Genomic DNA, 20855 nt, shown 5'->3' with positions numbered 1-20855 from the left:
GGGGAAGGGCGCCTCGCTAGCCCCTGAGCAGCAGGTCGTCGATGATGCGCGGCTTCATCCAGCCGGCCTTGTCGATGATCTCCCTGCGTAGCGCGTCCTTTTCCATCTCATATTGCTCGTTCGGCACGTCGCGTCCGCCGCTGTCGGGGATTCCGAACGCCTCGAGCAAGCCGTCGTGCCGCGCCTTCCACTCGATCACATGCTCGGTCATGATCTGCGTCACGGCCGGAAGAAAGCCGGGGTGGGCAGCCAGGCCGCATGATGCCGTGGTCTGCGGATCTGAAGCCAGCATGATCACGTTCCACTCGTCGTAGCCGATCAGGTTCATCTGCGCGTAGAGAAACGCGCCGTGCGGACCGTCCCAGATCTTGTGGTCGATGACCAGGAACGGCACTGCGTTGCAGTGGCCGTGGCGCGCAGTCATGTCGCGGTTGAAAGTCTCGGTGCGTTGCTGCAGCCGCCTGTTGGCCGCGGCGAACACGGCAAGCCGATCGTCCGCCGTCGGCGCGATGCTGCCGGCGTCATCAGGCGCGAAACCGGCATCACGCAGCATCGATCCGATCCGCGGATCATCCCACTGCTTCTTGTGAAAAGCAGGCGGAGCGCTGTCGGCGTCCGGTGCCGGACGCTCGGTCTCCTTGAGCTCGCCCAAGGTCTCCTGCTTCTTTCCGAAAACCACCCTGCGCCCGAACATTGCGTGCCGTTCCTGCCAAGCTGGGGGAAAAGCTTGGCAAACAATGCCGAGATTTCCCTTAATTGGTCAGGGCGGGCGGTTGCGATCGAGCAACAGGGTGACGCGGCCGTTAAGGGCGTCGCGAAAAAGCGATCAATCTGCGATCGGCAACGGCCTAACTCGCGGCGACGCTTGTCGATTTTGCCGGTGCCGGGCTGATACGGGCGAACCGCACCACGAAGCGGGTGCCGGTGTGGGTCGGGTCGCGCTCGACGCTGGCGTCGAGCTTGACGGCCATCGCCGCGACGATGCGCTGGCCCATGCCGGTGCCGCGCGGGTCGGCCTTGTCGGAGTAACCCACGCCTTCATCGCTGATCGCGAGCTGCACGTCGTCGCCCTCCGGCTTGAGCTCGACATGGATCGGGCCGGCGCCGTCCGGATAGGCGTATTTCACGGCGTTCATCACCAGCTCGTTGACGATGATGCCGATCGCGACCGCGCGGTCGGGATCGATCTCGACCGGGGCGGCCTTCAGCGTCAGCCGCGACATCTTGTTGCCCTCGGCCGATCGCCTGAGATCCTCGAGCAGCGCCTCGAGATACTGGTTGAGCATCACCGTCTTGAAGTCGTGCGAGGTGTAGAGGCGGCGGTGCACCTGCGCGACGGCGGCGACGCGGCCCATCGCATTGGTGAGCGCCGCCTTGACGTCTTGCTGGCTCGCGGAATTGGCCTGCAGATGCAGCAGCGAGGCGATGATCTGCAACGAATTGCCGACGCGATGGTTGACCTCGCGGAGCAGGACCTCGCGCTCCGCGGCCAGCGCGGCGTAGCGGTCGCGTGACGCATGCACCTCGGCCTCAGCCTCGTCGCGTGCCTTCCGGATCTCGGCCTGCCGGATCGCGCCGTTCACCGCGACCTGGAGCAGGGGGATGAAGTCGCCCCTGACGTCCTTGACCAGATAGTCCGCCGCACCGGCCTTCAGCGCGGTGACGGCGATCGCCGAATCCTGCGAGGCGGTGACGAACACCACCGGCGGGGCGTCGGCAATCCTGAGGATCTGCTCCAGCGTCTCCAACCCGTCGAGCCCGGGCATAACCTGATCGAGCGCGATGACGTCGATGCCGCCCTGGGCGAGCCGGTCGAGGCCGTCCTGGCCGCTTGCGGCGTGCACGACCTTGTAGCCCGCGCGCGTCAGCCCGCGTTCGACCAGGCGCGCCAGCGTCGCGTCGTCGTCGATATAGAGCAGTGTCGGCGTTGTGCTGGTCATAGGGAAGCTGGCGGCACCTGAATCACGGAAAAGAACAGGCCAAGCTGGCGAATGGCGTTGGCAAAGCTTTCGTAGTTCACCGGCTTGGTGATGTAGACGTTGCAACCGAGTTCGTAGCAACGCTTGATCTCCTGGGAGTCGTCGGTGGTGGTCAGCACGACCACCGGCGTCGACTTGAGATACTTGTTCTCCTTGACCCGCTTCAGAATGTCGATGCCGGTCATGTCAGGCAGATTGAGATCAAGCAGGATGAGCAGGGCCTGGCCCTTGCGCTCGACCGCGCTGCCATCCTTGCCGAAGAGGTAGTTCACCGCCTCTGTACCGTTGGTGAACGGGACGATCTCATTGTTGACACCTGAGCGCCGGATATTCCGCTCAATCAGGCGGGCATGGCCCTCGTCGTCCTCGATCATGATGATGGTGACTGGATCGCTCATGATGCCTTATCCCGGTTCTTGCCTGACCATTTGATAGGCAGCGTGATCGTGAACGTGCTGCCGTTGTGAAGTTCCGATGCTACCGACATGGTGCCGCCCAGTCTGCGCACAAGTGCGCGGACATGCGCAAGCCCGATGCCCTGACCGGGCTTGTCCTGGGTTCCGGCACGCCGGAACAGATCGAAGATGCGCTGATGATCCTTCGGATCGATACCGCGGCCGTTGTCGGTGACCTCGAAGATCGCGAAGCCCAGCTTGGTGCGGCCCTCGATCGAGATCGCACCTGGGACGCCATCCTTGAGGTACTTCAGGGCATTGTCGATCAGGTTGGAGAAGATCTGCTCCAGCGCGAGGCGGTCGCTGACGATATTCGGCAGCGCGCCGACCTCGACGGTCGCATCGGCCTCGACCGCCTGATGGGCGACTGTCTTGACGATGCCGTCGATCAGCTCGCGAAGGTCGATGCGCTCCGGCTTGAACTCACGGCGGCCCTCGCGGGTGAGATTGAGGATCGCGCTGATCAGGCGGTCCATCTTGGCGATCGACGATTTGATGAAGCCGATCGATTCATTGAAGTCGTCGGACAGCTGTTTGTCGGAGCCTTCGAGCTCGGGCTCGGCCACGTCAGTGGCGTCTTCCGGCATCGCCGGCGCCAGCGACGCGGTGCGATTGAGCGTGGCGATGCGCTTGAAGATGTCGCCGCGCAACTCTTCCAGCTCGCTGGTGAAGCCCATGATGTTGACCAAAGGCGAGCGCAAATCGTGACTGACGATATAGGCGAAGCGCTGGATTTCCTCGTTGGCCTCGCGCAGGTCGGCGGTGCGTTCGTCGACGATGGTTTCGAGATTGACGTTGCTGTCGCGTAGCCTCGCCTCGGCCTCGTCGCGCGCCCGCGCGGATTGCCGCAGCAGCACGACCGAGAGGGCAGCGAGCGCCAGCACCATGCAGGAGCCGGCGATGGTGACGGAGGAGGCCAGCACCTGGGTCCTGTCAGCGGTTGCGGTGCGCATCGCCAGCAGACGATCCTCCTCGGCGCGCATGTCGCGGCCGATCCGGGTGATCGCCTCCACCGCATCGCTCGTTGTGCCCTTGCGCAGCACGTCGATGCTGGTCGCCGCGTCGTTGTTCTGGACGCGCTCCATGCTGAGGGCGAACTCGGCCAGGCGCTGCTCGACGGCGGCCTTGAGTTTCGCGGCATTGGCGACCTGCACCGGATTATCGACGGTCATCATCTGGAGATGACCGAGCGTGGCCGGTAGACCGGCTGCGGCGGCCTGATACTCGGACAGATATTGCGGTGCTGATGTCAGCAGATACGCCCGGGTCGCGCTTTCGGCGCGCCTGACGTCAAACAGCAGATTGGCAACCGCGCTCTCGACCTCGACCGTATGCACGACCAGAGCATTGTCCTCGCGCGCCTTGTTGACCAGCAGGACCGAGGCCACGCTGATTGCGACCAGCACGAAAAATCCCGCCGAGAGCAGCAGGATCTGTAGCGTGGAGCGGCGTCGTGAAATTGCCGTCACGACGGCCTCTTTGCGGGAGTGGGATTCAATGCGTCCCCGTTGAAAGCCAATAACCCTATAGTACGTTTGAAAAGGGTTCGGGTTCCACGGAGTTCAGAACTATTTTGCAGCGTCGGATGGCTGGCCGGCAAGATACTGCTCGAGCCAGTGGATATGATAGTCGCCTTCGATGATGTCGGGCTCGCGCACCAACGCGCGGAACAGCGGCAGCGTGGTCTCGATGCCGTCGACCACCATCTCGTCCAGCGCCCGACGCAGCCGCATCAGGCATTCGCCGCGGGTCTTGCCGTGCACGATCAGCTTGCCGACCAGCGAGTCGTAATAGGGCGGAATCACGTAGCCCTGATAGACGGCCGAATCGATCCGCACGCCGAGGCCGCCGGGTGGATGGAATTGCGTGATCCGTCCGGGCGAGGGACGGAAGGTCTGCGGATTCTCCGCATTGATGCGGCATTCGATGGCGTGGCCGATGATCGCGATGTCGCTCTGCTTGGCCGGCAGATCGCCGCCGGCCGCAATCCGGATCTGCTCCAGCACCAGATCGATATCGGTGATGCTCTCGGTGACCGGATGCTCGACCTGGATGCGGGTGTTCATTTCGATGAAATAGAACTCGCCGTCCTCGTAGAGGAATTCGATGGTGCCGACGCCGAGATACTTCATGTCCCGCATCGCCTTGGCGCAGGTCTCGCCGATCCTGGCGCGCGCCGCTGCCGCGAGCACGGGCGAGGGGCCTTCCTCCCAGACCTTCTGGTGGCGGCGCTGCAGCGAGCAATCGCGCTCGCCGAGATGGATGGCGCCGCCGCGGCCGTCGCCGAGAATCTGGATCTCGATGTGGCGCGGCTTCTGCAGGTATTTCTCGAGATAGACCGAGGCGTCGCCGAATGCCGACTTGGCTTCGTTGGCCGCGGTCGAGAGCGCCAGCGCGAGATCGGCCTCGGTGTGCGCGACCTTCATGCCGCGGCCGCCGCCGCCGGCTGCGGCCTTCACCAGCACCGGGAAACCGATCTCCTTGGCGATCGCCATGGCGTCGTCGTCCGCGGTTACCGCGCCGTCGGAGCCGGGCACCACGGGAATGCCGAGGCGCTTGGCGGTCTTCTTGGCTTCGATCTTGTCGCCCATCAGGCGGATGTGCTCGGCCTTCGGTCCGATGAAGCCGAGATTGTGGTCGGCGAGGATCTCGGCGAAGCGCGCATTCTCGGACAGGAAGCCGTAGCCGGGATGCACGGCGTCGGCGCCGGTGATCTCGCAAGCGGCGAGCAGCGCCGGTATGTTGAGGTAGGAATCCTTCGACGGCGGCGGACCGATGCAGACGCTCTCGTCGGCGAGCCGGACGTGCATGGCGTCGGCGTCGGCGGTGGAATGCACCGCGACGGTTGAGATGCCGAGCTCCTTGCAGGCTCGCAGCACGCGAAGCGCGATCTCGCCGCGATTGGCTATGAGGATCTTGTCGAACATCGCAGCGCCTGACGTTGACGGAAGCTATTCAATGATGACGAGCGGTTCGCCGAATTCGACGGGCTGACCGTCCTCGACGAGGATCTGCGTCACGGTGCCTGCGCGCGGCGACGGAATCTGGTTCATCGTCTTCATCGCCTCGATGATCAGAAGCGTCTGGCCGGCCGAGACCTTGGTGCCGACTTCAATGAACGGCTTGGCGCCCGGCTCGGGCGACCAATAAGCGGTGCCGACCATCGGCGAGGGCACCGCGCCCGGGTGCTTGGCAAGGTCGGTCGCAGCCGCAACGGCGGCAGCCGGCACAGCCACCGGCGCGGCAACCGCATGCACGGCTGACGGCACGGAGGCCGCGATGCTGATGTTGCGGGCGACCCTGACGCGCAGGCCGGCGCGCTCGATCTCGATCTCGGTCAGATTGGTCTCGGCAAGCAGAAGCGCGAGCTCGCGAATGAGGACGCTGTCGTCGCTCTTCGAGTCGTTCTTGGATTTTGCGGCTGATTTGTCGTCTGGCTGGCGCGCCATGTTGTTTGATCCGAAATCTCTGTCTGGTGACGGGGAACGTCAGGATTGACGATTAAGTCTTTGCCTTGACATCGCTCTTGGCACCGATCCTGGTGGCGAGGCCGATGATCGCAAGCCGGTAGCCGTCGATGCCGAAGCCGCAAAGCGACGCGAAGGCGGCTTTAGCAGTGAACGAGTGGTGCCGGAAGCTCTCGCGGGCGTGGATGTTGCTGACATGAACTTCGACGGCGGGAATCTTGACCGCAACCAGCGCGTCATGCAGCGCGATCGAGGTATGGGAGTAGCCGCCGGCGTTGATGATGATGCCGACCGCCTTCTTGGCGTGGGCCTCATGGATGAAGTCGATCAGCTCACCCTCGCGATTGGACTGTCGACAATCGGCGGTCAATCCGAACTGACGCGCGGTGTCCGCGCACAGCTTCTCGACGTCGGCGAGAGTGGCGTGGCCGTAGGTCTCCGGCTCGCGCGTCCCCAAAAGATTGAGGTTCGGGCCGTTCAGCACATAGATGGTTCCGGCAGCAGCCATTCCAAAAATTCCGGCCAAAGGTTCCGACGAGGGGTTCCGAGAAGGGGTGAAGTGGGCCGGGTTATAGGTAACAACCGGCCGCAGGGGAAGTCTTTAGGTGAAATCGGAACGTCTTCAACAGCTTCTCCCTGGCTGTTAGGTAGTTGCCATAACCTACGGAAATTGCTGATTAACCAAACTTCGCGGAAGACACGGTGCGGCGGCGCCCCGGCGCGTCATCCACCGGGGACTGCGGGTCAGGGGTGAATGCAAAACCCCGCCCCCTGAAGGGGCGGGGTTGGGATTGCGGCGAGGGCCCGCATGGCACCCTCGCGCCGAGGCCGACTTAGCCCTCGATGATGTAGACGATCTCGTGGGTCTCCGGCTGCACGATGATGTAGCGGCCCTTGACCAGGATGAAGTCATAACCGCGCCACTGCGGATAGATCGTCACGACCCGCTCCGGCAGCGGATAGAAGTGAACGTCAGCCGGGATGCGGGTGCCCACCGACACGTTGAAGTTCACATTGGTGACTTCGGTGACGTGCTCCGACTTGATCGCGGTCGAGATCTGGGTGCGCTTCTCGGCCGGCGGAGCCGCGGTGGCCGACGTCGCCGCGTTGCCCGTCGTGGTCTGGGTGCGGCTGGTGTCGTTGGTCTGCGCGCGGTTGGTGTCGGTCGGGCTCTTGGTCTGAGCGTTCTGGTTGGTGGTGGCGCCGTTCTTGTCGCGGCTCTCGGCGGCGTTGTTCATCTTGCCGCTCTTGTCATGCTCCTCGGCCTTCATGTTGCCGCTCTTGTCGCGGCCTTCGGCCTTCATGTCCTTCGCGCCTTCCTTGGAGCCCTTGGTCGCATCGTTCTCCGAGCTCATGCCCTTCGACTTCTGCGTATTGTCCTGCGCACCCTTGGTGGCGGGGCCGGACTTATCGGACTCGGCGCCCTTCATGCCGGGCGATTCGTTCTTCATGCCCGAAGAAGATTCACCGGTCGTGGAGTGCTCGGAACCCTTCATGCCGCCCGTATCGTGCTGCATCGTGCCGGACGATGCGGCACCTGACGGTGCAGAGTGCTGCATGCTCGCGCCGCCGCCGGCAGCCGGCGATTCCCTGTTGGCGCCGCCGGTGCCCTGTGCATTGGCAAAGCCGGCACCGGCGATCAAGGCCGCCGCAGCAACCGAAATCAGAAAGCGGTTTGTCATCATATTCCTCCTCGTTTTTCAGCATTGCCCGCGCCGACAACGAGAGAGGATGTGCGATGTTCCTGATGATTTTCGGTTCCCGCGCTTTGTATCTTATGTGAATGCGCGATGAATGTGCTTCAACCGCAGGCCCAGTCGAACTCCATGCTCGCAAGATCGAGCTGGCCGTTGCCGCCGCCGAAATTGAAACCGCCGAAATGCTCTTCGATCTCGAGATAGGTCGCGCTGAATTTCGGCGTCCACTGGTTCGGAAACATCGTGCCGCCGAGATGGTTGCGGCCCTGCAACCGTTCGAGGCCGTGAGCGCTGCCGTGCTCGCCGTAAGGCGCGACGTAATCGCCGAGTTCACCCTTGTGCAGCAGATGATCGCGCGGCGGCTTGCCGACATTGGGATCGCCGTCGCGCGGCGCCAGCGCGATGCCGTAAGCGTGGTGTCCGGTCTCCGGGATTTGGCCGAACAGGCGATACCAGTACGTCTTCTCCAGCTCCTCGATCCGCGTGGTGCGGCCGACATGGACATCGAACGCCGTGCGGGCCGCGCCCTTCACCAGCCAGCGCGGCGGTGGATTGGCGTCCAGCAACGGATTATCGGCAATCTCAGGCGGTCGGCACAGCGGTGCTGCGAACTCGCTCTCGGTGAGCCAGATCGCCGCGAAATTGTGATCGATGATGTCCTGCATCCGAAACTCCATCGGATGGCGGTTCTGCCGGTAGGTGAAGTAGGGCAGCAGATTGCGATCTGCCGGACGCTCTGATGTCTCAGCAGCGAGATATTGCGCGACCGCCTCGATCTCCTCGGGCTCGTCATATTGCTGGTCGGCGAACATCGCGAGCGCGACATAGGCGTCGCCTTTGGCACGGTATTGCGCAGGAATCCGCAACGTGAAGCAGTGCTGCATCGGAAAGCCGTCATGCGGGCTGAGCGGCCATTGCTCGCTGCGAAGGCCTGGCGGCAGGCCGTAGCACCAGCCGTGATCGTGTTCGGTGCCGCGCTGTGGCGCCGTCTTCAGCAGTGTGAGGTCGTAGGCAAGATTTGGCGGGGCCGGGGGCATGGCGCGCGGGGTCCGTTTGTTGGTGACGGCCCTTGGTTGCGGCCCGCGCCGCGCTGGTTCGATGAGCGCAATAAAAAATCCGGCTGCATGGCAGCCGGATTTTGTTGAATGAAGGCGGTTGGAGAGGCGATCAGCAGGTCGCCTTGCCGCAGCGGGCGATGCCGATCTTCTCCTTGAGATTGTCGACGCCGACCGCGCCGACCACGACCTGCTTGCCGATCACGTAGCTCGGCGTGCCGTTCATGCCCATGGATTCGGCGAGGCGGAAGTTTTCCTCGATGGTCGCCTTGACCTCGGGGCTCGCCATGTCCTTCTCGATCTTCGTCATGTCGAGACCGACCTCCTTGGCGACCGCCAGCGCGCGCGCCTTGTCGGCGGCGCCGCGGCCGCCCAAGAGCTTCTGGTGAAACTCGAGATACTTCTTGCCGGTCGGATCCTGCATCCGCACGGCGACCGCGACCTGCGCGGCCTCGACCGAGCCCTGGCTCAGCACCGGGAATTCCTTCAGCACGACCTTCAGCTTCGGATCCGATTTCATCAGGTCCATCATGTCGGCCATCGCGCGCTTGCAGTAGCCGCAATTGTAATCGAAGAACTCGACGAAGGTGACGTCGCCGTCCTTGTTGCCGAGCATGACGCCGCGCGGCGAATTGAAGATGGTGTCGGCGTTCTTGGCAACGCTCTGCTCATGCTTCTCGGCCTCGGCGGCGGCCTGCCGCTTGCTGAGCTCGTTCATTGCCTCTTCGAGCACCTCGGGATGCGCGATCAGGTAATTGCGCACGATGGTCTCGATGTCGCCGCGCTGGGTGTCGTTGAAGCTCTGCGCGGACGCCGACAGCGGCGTGGCGCAGATGCCGAGCGCGAGCAGGGCAGGGGCAAGAAAACGAAGCGCTGGCATGACGAAATCCTTGTTCGAGATGGCCCGAAATGCGGCGGAGCCGTGGGCCGGTTTCAGTGATCGTTGTATGGAACTACGGTTTATTTCTAGTTGTTTTTCTGGCCCGGCATCGGCTTGGCGCTCACAATGTCGTCAGCTTTGACCCAGCCGGGCGTGCCGATCGCGAACCGCGTCTTGGCGCGCGACGCCAGCTCACGGGCGGTCTTGCCGTCGCCACGCAGATAGGCCGCCTGCGCCGAGGCGAGGTCGGCCTGGGCATAGTCACCCTTGCGGCCGTAGGCCATCGCGAGCTGGGTATAGCCCAGCGGCGCCTCGGGCTCGCGCGCCACGGCGGCCCGCAGCATGTTGATTGCCTCGTCGGTCAAGGCCTTGTTGTCGGAGGCAACCAGCGCCTGGCCGAGCAGCATCTCGATCAAGGGCGCGCTGCCGGAGAGTTGCACCGCGCGGCGCAGCGGTGCGATTGCCTCGGCCGGCCGGCCGCCTTCGAGCAGCGCCTGGCCGCGCAATTCGTAGAAATAGGGATTGTTGGGCTGGACCTGGATCAAGCCGTCGATCTGCGCGATCGCCGAACGCAGATCGCCGTGCAGATAGGTGGTGATCGCGCGCGCATAGCGCGCCGGCAGGCTGGTGTTGGTCAACGGATAGCGGCGGTACACCGTGTCCTGCCGCTCCATGAAGCCGGAGATCTTGGCGCGCATCATGTCGTGACGCAGCTGCAGCGCCGGATCGTCCTTCTTGTCCCAATAGGGGCTCGAGCGCGCCAGTTCCTCCAGCGCGGAGACGCGATCGACCGGCATCGGGTGCGATTGCAGATAGGGGTCGGCGCCGCGCGAGGCGAACAGGCTCTCGTCGGTGAAGCGCTTGAAGGTCTCGTACATGCCGCGGGCAGACTGGCCGGTCGCAGTCAGGAATCTGACGCCGGCACGGTCCGCGTTCTCCTCCTGCTGGCGCTGGTAGGACAGCAGCGTGCGCTGAATCACCGATTGCGGCGCCGAGATCGCGGCGGCGCCTGCGCTGGAGAGGCCGCTGCCACCGCCGCCACCCGCAGCACCCGCGGCCAGCGCGCCGACGCCGAGCAGCATCGCGATGATCATCTGGGTCTGCGCCCGCGCCAGCTGCTCGCGCATCTTGGCAAGATGACCACCGGCCAGATGCCCGGTCTCATGCGCCAGCACGCCGATGATCTGGTTCGGCGTCTCCGATTGCAGCAGCGCGCCGTAATTGACGAAGATGCGGCGGCCATCCGCGACGAAAGCGTTGAACGAACTTTCGTTGATGATGACGATCTGGATGTTCTGCTTCTCGAGGCCCGCGGCGCGCAGGATCGGCCGGGTGTATTCGCGCAGCAGCTGCTCGGATTCGGTGTCGCGCAGCACCGGCGGACCCTTCTGCTGCTGCGCTTGCGCGGGGACGACGGGACCGATTGCGAGCGCGACCGCGGTCAACAATGCGGTCAGCTTGAAGGTCCCGGTGCGGAGCGTGGGGCGGAACAGCATGGGCGATCTATCGGCAATGACCGGCCGCGCCGGCACGAAGCCGGGTTCCGGGACCGACCGGATCAGGCGCATGGCGCAGTCTGTTGTTTTTGCAGTTCTTCTTCACGCGAACCGGGTATGCACTTGTATTTTCTTGGCCTGAAAGCGCTATAAGGAGCCACCGAATGCGGCCAGTCTGGGGCGGTCGCACGTAACGGGAACCCGAATTCGGCTGCGGCCGTGCCATAGCAGAAATCCATGCGTGAAGCGACAGCGAGAGACCGTGTGAGCAGCCTTTTGACAGCCTCCGGCCGGAGCGATGTTCCGCCGTTCATGGTGATGGACGTGATGGCCGCTGCGGCGCGAATCGAGGCCGCGGGCGGCCATGTCATCCATATGGAGGTGGGGCAGCCCGCCGCCTCCGCACCGAAGCAGGCGATCGCGGCTGCACAGGCCGCGCTTGTGGACGGGCGGATCGACTACACCTCGGCGCTCGGCATTCCCAGCCTGCGCGCGCGCATCGCCCGGCATTACCGCGACACATATGGCTGCGCGGTCGATCCCGAGCGCATCATCGTCACCACGGGCTCGTCGGGCGGGTTCATCCTGGCGTTCCTTGCGATGTTCGAGCCGGGCGACCGGGTCGCGGTCACCGTGCCCGGCTATCCGCCGTACCGGCACATCCTGACTGCGCTCGGCTGCGAGCCGGTGCTGATCGAGACCTCCGGCGACACTCGCCACGCGCTGACCGGCGAGGCGCTGCTGGCCGCCCATCGCAAGGCGCCGCTGAAGGGCGTGCTGGTCGGCAGTCCCGCCAACCCGACCGGCACCATGATGTCGCGCGAGGCGCTGTCGAGCCTGATGGCGGCTGCCGACAGCGCCGGCATCCGCTTCATCTCCGACGAGATCTATCACGGGCTCGACTACGCATTCCCCGCGGTGACGGCGGCCGAGCTGTCGCCGAATGCGCTCGTGATCAACTCGTTCTCAAAATACTTCTGCATGACCGGCTGGCGGGTCGGCTGGATGGTGGTGCCCGATGTGCTGGTGCGGCCGATCGAGCGGCTGCAGCAGAATTTGTCGATCTCGGTGCCGACCCTGTCGCAGATCGCAGCGGAAGCGGCGTTCGAGGGCCGCGAGGAGATGGAGGCGATCAAGCGCGGCTACCAGGAGAACCGCCGCATCCTGATCGAGGGCCTGCCGAAGGCCGGGCTGACCAGGTTCCTGCCCGCCGATGGCGCGTTCTATCTCTATACTGACGTCTCCGACTTCACCTCCGACAGCTTCGCCTTTGCCAGCGAGATGCTCGAGAAGGCACATGTCGCAGCGACCCCGGGCGTCGATTTCGATCCGATCCACGGCCGGGCCTTTATCCGTTTTTCCTATGCGCGTTCGGCCACGGACATGCAGGAAGCGGTTGCGCGGATCGCGCATTGGCTTAAATAGCGCCCCAATCTTCAAGAGCCTTCCATCTTGTCGGTTCGATCGGTTTCGCGTGCCTGGCCCTGGTTTCGATGGGAGCGGCGCGCGACAGATCGCCGCGGATAAACGGCAGGCCTCACACAGTTCCATTTGACTTGAACGGCCAAGTTGATCTTGGCTATTTCCGCCATTTCTGAGGGGGAGTGAAACATGGCAACGGCTACCGTTGCCACGGCTTCACCGGCCAGCGCCGGTCGCAAGCCGTGGTACAAGATTCTCTATGTGCAGGTCCTGATCGCGATCGTGCTCGGCGCGCTGGTTGGCGCGTTCTGGCCGTCGCTTGCCACCAATGAGTGGATCAAGGCGCTCGGCGATGGTTTCATCAAGCTGATCAAGATGGTGATCGCGCCGATCATCTTCTGCACGGTCGTGTCGGGTATCGCTCATATACAAGATGCCAAGAAAGTCGGCCGCATCGGCGTCAAGGCGCTGGTCTATTTCGAGGTGGTCTCGACCTTCGCGCTGGTGATCGGATTGCTCATCGGCAATATCGTGAAGCCCGGCGCGGGCTTCGGCGGCGCGGCGGCCAACGCGCAGGCGGTTGCCAATTATGCCAAGCAGGCGGAGGCGCAGAAGAGCGTCGACTTCGTGCTGCACATCATTCCGGACACCGTCGTCGGCGCCTTCGCGCAGGGCGAGATCCTGCAGGTGCTGCTGTTCTCGGTGCTGTTCGGCTTTGCGATCATGGGCCTCGGCGAGCGCGGTCACACCATCCGCTCGTTCATCGACGACGCCGCGCATGCGGTGTTCGGCGTCATCTCGATCGTGATGCGGGCGGCGCCGCTCGGTGCGTTCGGCGCGATGGCCTTCACCATCGGCAAGTTCGGCACCGGCGCGATCCTCAATCTGATGGGGCTGATCGCGACGTTCTATCTGACGGCTGCGCTGTTCGTGTTCGTGGTGCTCGGCATCATCGCGCGGATCGCGGGGTTCTCGATCTTCAGGTTCCTGGCCTATATCAAGGACGAACTCCTGATCGTGCTCGGCACCTCGTCCTCGGAGAGCGCGCTGCCGTCATTGATGGAGAAGCTCGAACGTCTCGGCTGCTCGAAATCCGTGGTCGGCCTCGTGGTGCCCACGGGCTATTCGTTCAACCTCGACGGCACCAACATCTACATGACGCTGGCGACCCTGTTCATCGCACAGGCGCTCGGCTTCGATCTCACCTTCAGCCAGCAGCTCACCATCCTGATCGTGGCGATGCTGACCTCGAAGGGCGCCTCCGGCATCACCGGCGCGGGCTTCATCACGCTGGCGGCGACGCTCGCGGTGGTCGATCCGCGGCTGGTGCCGGGCATGGCGATCGTGCTTGGCATCGACAAGTTCATGAGCGAGTGCCGCGCGCTGACCAATCTGTGCGGCAACGGCGTCGCCTGCGTGATCGTGGCCTGGTGGGAGGGCGAGCTCGATCGCGACAAGCTCAATGCCAATCTGACCCGCCAGATCGATCCGACCGACATGGAGACGGCGCTGACGACGGACTAAAGATCGTTGTTTTGACGCGTTTTCTTCACGCGAACCGGGATCCACTTCGCTCGAAAACGCTTCGTTGACGTCAGAACCGATCCAGCCGATACGGCGAGGTGTCCACGGCGGATGCCTCGCCGTTCATCGTTTCGGCCAGCACGCGCGCCGTTGCCGGGCCGAGCGTGAAGCCCTGATGGCCGTGGCCGAAATTCACCCACAGCCCGCGATGGCGCGGCGCGGGTCCCAGCACCGGCAACATGTCGGTCGTGCAGGGGCGGGTGCCGAACCACGGCTCAGGCTCGACGCGGCTGCCGATCTCGAGCAGTTCGCGCGCGGCGGCTTCGGCGTGGCCGAGTTGGATCGGCGTCGCCGGCGCGTCGGGACTGGTGAGCTCCGCGCCGGTGGTGATGCGGATGCCCTTGGCCATCGGCGCCATTGCATAGCCGTTCGCGGTGTCGACCAGCGGCAGGTCGAGCGAGCGGCCGCCCTGATAATGCATGTGGTAGCCGCGCTTGCGCACCAGCGGGATGCGGTAGCCGAACTTGCGCAGCAATTGCGGCGACCACGGCCCGAGCGTGACCACGACGTGGGCGGCATCGATGCGGCCGCCAGTCGTGTCGACCGACCAGCCGGATGGCGTCTGCGCCAGCGTTTGCGCATCGCCGTTGAGCAGCGTCCCGCCGAGACGCTCGAACAATCCGGCATAGGCCGAGACCAGACCTCCAGGATCCGACACGGTCCACGGCCCGAGCCAGTGAATGGCGCCGGGCAGATCGTCCCGCAGCAACGGCTCGGCCTTGGCAAGCGCCTTGCCATCAAGCACGCGGAACGTCACGCCGAAGTCGCGCTGGTTCTCCTCGGCGACCGCGATCGCCTGCTCCAGCGCCGCGGGATCGCGATGCAGCAGGCGATAGCCGGCGCGGCGGATCAGGTTGTCGGCATGGGCATCGCGGATCAGGGTGTCGTGCTCGGCGGTGGCATAGGCGATCAGGCGCGCCCAGGCGATGGTCGCCTCGCGGTGCCGCTCGGGCGTCGAGTTCCACCAATAGCGCAGCAACGGCCCGGCGTGCTGCGGCAGCGATGCGAGGCGATAGCGCACGTCGTTGGTGCGTCCCATCGCGATTCTGGCGAGGATGGCCGGATCGCGCGGCATCGGGTAGGGCCGCACCGCCTCGCTCTGGATGATGCCGGCATTGCCGTAGCTGGTCTCGCGGCCGGGCTCCCTGCGATCGACGAGGGTGACCGACCAGCCGCGGCGCTGCAAATGCAACGCCGTGCTGACGCCCACCATGCCGCCGCCAAGAACGATCGCGCTTTGCATCGGATCCGTCTCCGTCAGGCTGCGTTACGCCGGGCTCTGACGAACGGAATGCCTGTCCAATAAAAACGCCCGGCGTGAACCGGGCGTTTTGACTTTCAGGGAACCTTAGTTGCCGCCGCCGAAGCGGCGCGACCACCAGCCCTTGCGGGCCGGAGCCTCGGCCGCAGCGGTTGGCGCCGGCTCCGGGGCTGCGGGTTCAGGGGCCGTTTCCTCTGCCGGGCTCTGAGCCAGCGTCGGCGCGTCGGGCTGCGCGCTCGATGCGAAGCTGACCTTTTCGCGAACCGTGGAGCGGCGGCGCTGCGCGCGGTCGCTTTCGGCGGTGTCCTCGGCGGCTGCGATCGGAGCCTCCGGCGCAGGCGGGGCAACGGCCTCGACAGCGACGGCCTCGACCGGCTGCCATTCCGCAGGCGCGGCAAACAGCTCGGGTTGCACAAGCGAGGGAGCCGGCTCCGCGTCATGGCTATCGAAATCGGCGACCGCGTCGGTGGCTTCGGACGCCGGCGCCGGGCTCAACTCATCGGAGATCGATCCGGCGAGACCGTCATCCGGCCCGCCGCTGCCGCGCCGACGGCGGCCGCCACGACGACCGCGGCGGCGCGGGCGGCGATCGCCGTTGCCGGCCTGGTCGTCGCGCGCTGCGCCCTGCGCTTCGTCGCCTTCATCCTCTTCGCCTTCGGCGTCGCCGGCGGCAACCGCCTCGCTGCCTTCGGGCAAGACATGCATGAGATCGCCGTCCTCACGCGGCTGCGGAGGAGCGCCCTCGCGCGCTTCGTTGGCACCACCGCGACCACGGCGGCGGCGGCGGCGCTTGCGGCGCTGACCATCGCCTTCGCCCTCGGCCGCGCCTGCTTCTTCGCCGGCCGCCCGGTCGTCGGCGAGGCCCTCGGTCTCGTCGGTCTCGATCTCGGCCTCGTATTCGAACAGCTCTTCCTCGTCATCGGCCTCTTCGGCCTGCGCCGGTGCGGCAGCGGCTTGCGCGGCAAGCAGCGCCTTGGCGGCTTCGAGCGTATGCACCTGCTCGCCGCGATCGATGATGTAGGACTGCTGGCCATGCACCGTGGCGTCCGCGACGATCGACAGCGACACCCGGAAGGAGTCCTCGAGGTCGCGCAGATGGCCGCGCTTGTGGTTGAGCACGTAGAGCGCGACGTCGGTGCGGGTGCGGACCACCAGATTGTGGGTCGCGCCCTTCATCAGGATCTCCTCGATGCCGCGCAGCAGCTGCAGCGCCACCGACGAGACCGAGCGGACGTGGCCGGAGCCGCCGCATTGCGGGCAGGGCTCGGTCGAGCTTTCGAGCACGCTGGCGCGGATGCGCTGGCGCGACATTTCCAGCAGGCCGAAATGCGAGATGCGGCCGACCTGGATCCGCGCGCGATCCTGCCGCAGGCAGTCGGACAGCTTGCGTTCGACCGCGCGGTTGTTGCGCTTCTCGTCCATGTCGATGAAGTCGATGACGATCAGGCCGGCGAGGTCACGCAGGCGCAGCTGGCGCGCGACTTCTTCCGCGGCTTCCAGATTGGTCTTGAGCGCGGTGTCCTCGATATGGTGCTCGCGCGTGGCGCGGCCGGAGTTGACGTCGATCGAGACCAGCGCCTCGGTCTGGTTGATCACGATGTAGCCGCCGGAGCGCAGCTGCACGGTCGGCGAGAACATCGCGTCGAGCTGGCTTTCGACGCCCATCCGCGAGAATAGCGGCTGGCCGTCGCGATACTGCTTCACCGCGCGCACATTGGCCGGCATCAGCATCTTCATGAAGTCGCGCGCTTCGCGGTAGCCGGCTTCGCCCGCCACCTGGATCTCGTCAATCTCCTTGTTGTAGAGGTCGCGCAGCGAGCGCTTGATCAGCGAGCCTTCCTCGTAGACCAGGGTCGGCGCCTGCGACTTCAGCGTCAGGTCGCGCACCGTCTCCCACATCCGGATCAGGTACTCGAAATCGCGCTTGATCTCCGGCTTGCTGCGGGAGGCGCCTGCGGTGCGCAGGATGATCCCCATGCCCTCGGGCACGTCGAGGTCCTGCACCACTTCCTTGAGCCGCGAACGGTCCTGGGCCGAAGTGATCTTGCGGCTGATGCCGCCGCCACGCGCGGTGTTGGGCATCAGCACGGCGTAGCGGCCGGCGAGCGACAGGTAGGTGGTCAGCGCGGCGCCCTTGTTGCCGCGCTCTTCCTTGACGACCTGCACCAGCATCACCTGCCGGCGCTTGATCACTTCCTGGATCTTGTACTGGCGGCGCGGGCGGAACGCGCGCTCCGGAACTTCCTCGAGCACATCGTCGCCGCCGACGGACTCGACGACGTCCTCTTCCTCGCCTTCTTCGCCGTCGTCCTCTTCGTCATCTTCGCCGGCTTCGTCGCCATGCCCGGCTTCGGGTGCGGCCACCTCGGCGAACGCTGCGTATTCGGCGACCGCATGCTCACCGGCCACGGCGTGAACCTCGTCGCCAGCCACGTGCGGCGCGTCGTCGGCATGCGCGGCGTTTTCCTCGACCTGCTCCTCATGGGCCCGCTCGGGCTCATGATTGACCTCGGCAGGCTCGACATATTCGGGCACGGCCGACGCAACGGAGGCTTCGACCACCGCGACGACGGGGTCGGACAGGGAGCTGGCGGCCGCCGCGCTCACCGCAGGGGCGTGGTCGTGATCGTGCGCGTGATCATGGTCGTGGTGGTCATGATCGTGATCATCATGGCCGTGATCGTCGTGACCATGGTCATGATGCTCGTGATCGTGGTGATGCTCATGGTCCGCATGATCATGCGCCTCATGCTCATGACCCTCATGGGCGAGCACGTCATGGTCGTGATGCCCGGCCTCATGGTCATGATGCTCGGCATCGACGGAGTGCTCGTGAGCCTCGACCGCGGGCTGCGGCTGCGCGTCGGTGGCACCCTCGATCACCTCGCTCTGGACGCGGTCGCCATGGCCGCGGCGGCGGGCATTGCGGTGGCGCGACCGGCGGCGGTGGCCGCGGTTCTCGTGCTCTTCCTCGGCCTCGCGATGGGCGCGCTCGTCGGCTTCGATCAGCGCCTGACGGTCGGCGACCGGGATCTGGTAGTAGTCGGGGTGGATTTCGCTGAAGGCCAGGAAGCCGTGACGGTTGCCGCCATACTCGATGAAGGCGGCCTGCAGCGACGGCTCTACGCGCGTGACCTTGGCGAGGTAAATGTTGCCGCGCAGCTGTTTGCGCTGGGCGGTCTCGAAATCAAACTCTTCGACGCGATTGCCGCGGACCACAACGACCCGGGTCTCTTCCGGGTGGGTGGCATCGATCAACATCTTGTTGGGCATTTTGGAGCTCTTGACGGCGGCGGGCGCGGATCAAGGCGCGCGCAAACTGCGCCGCCCGGTGACGCGACGGTCCACCTGATTCGGGGGTGAGGGGAAGGCCAAAACGCGTCTCGCGACACAGCGCCGGACGGGAACCCACCGGGATGATGCGACGGGCGAAGTTTTCACCTCGCGTCAGCGCGATCATTCGGGAGATCCTGGTCGGCAATGCAGTCTGGCGCATTAAGCGTCGGCCCGTCTAAACATGTTGGCGGCGAGAAATACCGCCGTATCTTTTGCTGAAAGCCCAGCCCGGCGCCGAAGCACCTGCTGGCCATCGCATATCGAGGCCCCAAGGGACCGGATAATCGGTTATGCCGTGTCTCAAACCGTCCCTCTGGCGAGGGAGTGTGTCTGGGACTGGACGCCGCTCGGGCTTGAATCCGCCACTCCGTGTCAGCCGCGCGCGGCGCTGGCTGGGGAGGGACCGGAAAAACACGGCGGGATCTTCGATCTGGAAGGTTCCACCGCTGCACCGGGAGGCTGAACGCGACACAACCGGGAGTACTAGCCGTCAGCATCCCGTACATACGTGGATTGACCGCCGCGTGCAAGGGAAGCGTCACGCCGCCGCAACACTCGGTTCTTTTCATTGGGCGTCATTAGGGTGCGATTAACCGTGCGGTTTTAATGCGGTAAGAAGCAGCTGGGAGGCTCCGAATCGGGTGGAGAACCGCGCAAAACACCTTGTTTTTCTGGGCTGCGGGCTGTTGTGCGCTGCAGTATCGATATTTGCCGTGGCCAGCGCCCCGAGCGCGGCCGAGGGTCCGCAGACTGGGCAGGCTGCGCAGGCCGCTGGTGCCCCGACCGCCAGCACGTCGAATTTCCCGGTCGCATCCGGCGCCAGGCTCGCCGGCGACGACAAGCAGACCCGATTCATCCTCGACTTGGATCGCAAGATCGAGTTTCGCGCCTTCCCGTTGGCCGATCCCTATCGCGTCGTGGTCGATATCCCGCAGGTCAATTTCCAGCTCCCTGCCGGCACCGGCGGGACGGGGCGGGGGCTGGTGAAGGCGTTTCGCTACGGGCTCGTGATGCCCGGCGGCTCCAGAATCGTGTTCGACCTGAACGGGCCGGTGAAGATCGCCAACTCCTACGTGCTCGACGCCGCCAATGGTCAGCCGCCGCGGCTGGTGCTGGACTTCGAAGAGGTCGATCGCACCAGCTTCGTGCAGTCGCTCGCGCCCGAGAGCCGGCCCGAACTGAAGCCTGCGATCTCCGAATCCACCACCGCGACCATTCCGGCAGTCACGACCGCGGCGCTGCCGCCGGTGACGACCACCGACCCGCGTCCGCTGATCGTGATCGACCCCGGTCACGGCGGCATCGACAATGGCACCCAATCCGGTGACCAGACCGAGAAGAACCTGGTGCTGGGCTTCGGCCTTGCCCTGCGTGACCGGATCGAGAAATCGGGCAAGTATCGCGTGCTCATGACCCGGTCCGACGACACCTTCATCCCGCTCAACGACCGGGTGAAGATCGCCCGATCGCAGTCCGCGGCGCTGTTCGTCTCGATCCATGCCGACGCGCTGCCGCGCCGTGAGGGCGACGCCCAGGGCGCCACGATCTACACGGTGTCGGACAAGGCCTCCGACGCCGAGGCGGAACGGCTGGCTGAAGCGGAAAACAAGGCTGACGCCATCGCCGGCGTGAACCTGACCGATGAGCCGACCGAGGTTGCCGACATCCTGATCGACCTCGCGCAGCGCGAAACCAAGACCTTCTCCAACCGCTTCGCCCGTCTGCTGATGGACGAGATGAAGACCACGGTGCGGATGCACAAGAATCCGCTCAAATCGGCCGGCTTCCGGGTGCTGAAAGCGCCCGACGTGCCGTCCGTGCTGGTCGAGATCGGCTACGTCTCCAACAAGGGCGACCTCGAACACCTGGTCTCCGAGAACTGGCGCAACAAGGCGGTCGGTTCGATGGTCCAGGCGATCGATGCGTTCTTTGCCAAACGGCTGGCAACTGCCGGACCGGCAAAGTGAAATCGGCCGACTGAAAAGCCGGCGCCGTTGCCCGGAAGCCCTAGTTTGGCCACAGCGGCGACGGTATAGACAATGGACCGCAGGTCCGCAGAATCGACCATATTGTCCGGCGGCTCTTGTATTTTCGTGTGCGCAAGGTGGCTCGCTGGGCCAAAGCTTGGGGCCTCGTTAGATGAGGCGCCGTTGTGTGAGGCCGTCGCACTTTTGGACAGGCGCTTCGATCGATTAGGCGCCGGAGGGTAGGAACGGAACGTCG

17 protein-coding genes are annotated in these 20855 nt (G+C 65.0%); 4 read left to right on the top strand and 13 right to left on the bottom strand.

All coding sequences use genetic code 11. The features are described from left to right. Nucleotides 1–16 precede the first annotated feature (16 nt). The 11 genes from JQ616_RS10625 to JQ616_RS10575 all read right to left on the bottom strand — a co-directional run bounded on the left by JQ616_RS10625 (nt 17) and on the right by JQ616_RS10575 (nt 11029). Nucleotides 17–694: a hypothetical protein gene (locus tag JQ616_RS10625; protein ID WP_212014173.1), complete on the bottom strand. Its 678-nt coding sequence runs from the start codon at nt 692–694 to the stop codon at nt 17–19. 154 nt (nt 695–848) lie between these two features. Next, nucleotides 849–1940 (bottom strand): sensor histidine kinase, encoded by a 1092-nt coding sequence (locus JQ616_RS10620; protein WP_212014171.1) that lies wholly within the window; start codon nt 1938–1940, stop codon nt 849–851. After that, nucleotides 1937–2377: a response regulator gene (locus JQ616_RS10615; RefSeq protein WP_212014170.1), complete on the bottom strand. Its 441-nt coding sequence runs from the start codon at nt 2375–2377 to the stop codon at nt 1937–1939. Before JQ616_RS10615 ends, JQ616_RS10620 begins: the two co-directional genes overlap by 4 nt. Beyond that, on the bottom strand, nt 2374–3894 hold the full coding sequence (locus tag JQ616_RS10610) for a sensor histidine kinase (RefSeq protein ID WP_212014807.1): 1521 nt from the start codon (nt 3892–3894) through the stop codon (nt 2374–2376). The genes JQ616_RS10615 and JQ616_RS10610 overlap by 4 nt, the downstream gene beginning before the upstream one ends. A gap of 108 nt (nt 3895–4002) precedes the next feature. Further along, nucleotides 4003–5361: an acetyl-CoA carboxylase biotin carboxylase subunit gene (gene accC / locus JQ616_RS10605; protein ID WP_212014168.1), complete on the bottom strand. Its 1359-nt coding sequence runs from the start codon at nt 5359–5361 to the stop codon at nt 4003–4005. Nucleotides 5362–5385: 24 nt separating this feature from the next. Then, nucleotides 5386–5883 (bottom strand): acetyl-CoA carboxylase biotin carboxyl carrier protein, encoded by a 498-nt coding sequence (gene accB / locus JQ616_RS10600; RefSeq protein WP_212014166.1) that lies wholly within the window; start codon nt 5881–5883, stop codon nt 5386–5388. Between the two features lie 52 nt (nt 5884–5935). Then, a complete protein-coding gene (gene aroQ / locus JQ616_RS10595; RefSeq protein WP_212014164.1) occupies nt 5936–6409 on the bottom strand; it encodes a type II 3-dehydroquinate dehydratase in 474 nt (157 codons plus the stop codon). A 325-nt stretch (nt 6410–6734) separates the two neighbouring features. After that, on the bottom strand, nt 6735–7583 hold the full coding sequence (locus JQ616_RS10590; RefSeq protein ID WP_212014162.1) for a DUF1236 domain-containing protein: 849 nt from the start codon (nt 7581–7583) through the stop codon (nt 6735–6737). A 119-nt stretch (nt 7584–7702) separates the two neighbouring features. After that, complete coding sequence (locus tag JQ616_RS10585; RefSeq protein ID WP_212014161.1) at nt 7703–8635, bottom strand: hypothetical protein; 933 nt, start codon at nt 8633–8635, stop codon at nt 7703–7705. 130 nt (nt 8636–8765) lie between these two features. Further along, the gene (locus JQ616_RS10580) at nt 8766–9533 is read right to left on the bottom strand and encodes a DsbA family protein (protein WP_212014160.1); all 768 of its coding nucleotides are present in this window, start codon (nt 9531–9533) and stop codon (nt 8766–8768) included. A gap of 86 nt (nt 9534–9619) precedes the next feature. Beyond that, nucleotides 9620–11029: a M48 family metalloprotease gene (locus tag JQ616_RS10575; RefSeq protein ID WP_212014159.1), complete on the bottom strand. Its 1410-nt coding sequence runs from the start codon at nt 11027–11029 to the stop codon at nt 9620–9622. 237 nt (nt 11030–11266) lie between these two features. Between JQ616_RS10575 and JQ616_RS10570 the strand changes: the two genes are divergently transcribed. Next, the gene (locus JQ616_RS10570) at nt 11267–12454 is read left to right on the top strand and encodes a pyridoxal phosphate-dependent aminotransferase (RefSeq protein WP_212014158.1); all 1188 of its coding nucleotides are present in this window, start codon (nt 11267–11269) and stop codon (nt 12452–12454) included. A 186-nt stretch (nt 12455–12640) separates the two neighbouring features. After that, nucleotides 12641–13975 (top strand): dicarboxylate/amino acid:cation symporter, encoded by a 1335-nt coding sequence (locus tag JQ616_RS10565; RefSeq protein WP_212014157.1) that lies wholly within the window; start codon nt 12641–12643, stop codon nt 13973–13975. A 70-nt stretch (nt 13976–14045) separates the two neighbouring features. On the opposite strand, the gene JQ616_RS10560 is transcribed toward JQ616_RS10565, so the two are convergent. Both JQ616_RS10560 and JQ616_RS10555 read right to left on the bottom strand, forming a co-directional pair. Further along, nucleotides 14046–15278, bottom strand: coding sequence for an NAD(P)/FAD-dependent oxidoreductase (locus JQ616_RS10560; protein ID WP_212014156.1), 1233 nt, complete (start codon nt 15276–15278; stop codon nt 14046–14048). Nucleotides 15279–15383: 105 nt separating this feature from the next. Further along, nucleotides 15384–17705, bottom strand: a complete 2322-nt coding sequence (locus JQ616_RS10555) for an Rne/Rng family ribonuclease (protein ID WP_349629980.1) — start codon at nt 17703–17705, stop codon at nt 15384–15386. Between JQ616_RS10555 and JQ616_RS39775 the strand changes: the two genes are divergently transcribed. Together JQ616_RS39775 and JQ616_RS10550 are read left to right on the top strand one after the other, a co-directional pair. Further along, complete coding sequence (locus JQ616_RS39775; RefSeq protein WP_349629979.1) at nt 17691–18659, top strand: hypothetical protein; 969 nt, start codon at nt 17691–17693, stop codon at nt 18657–18659. The two genes, JQ616_RS10555 and JQ616_RS39775, sit on opposite strands and share 15 nt — an antisense overlap. Nucleotides 18660–19273: 614 nt before the next feature. Beyond that, nucleotides 19274–20599, top strand: a complete 1326-nt coding sequence (locus JQ616_RS10550; protein WP_212014152.1) for an N-acetylmuramoyl-L-alanine amidase — start codon at nt 19274–19276, stop codon at nt 20597–20599. Nucleotides 20600–20855: the final 256 nt, after the last annotated feature.

The sequence above is a fragment of the Bradyrhizobium tropiciagri genome (assembly GCF_018130545.1).
GTDB classification, from domain to species: Bacteria; Pseudomonadota; Alphaproteobacteria; order Rhizobiales; family Xanthobacteraceae; genus Bradyrhizobium; species Bradyrhizobium tropiciagri_A.
Note: the sequence above shows the minus strand (reverse complement) of the source record. Positions and strands in the feature narration are given on the sequence as shown.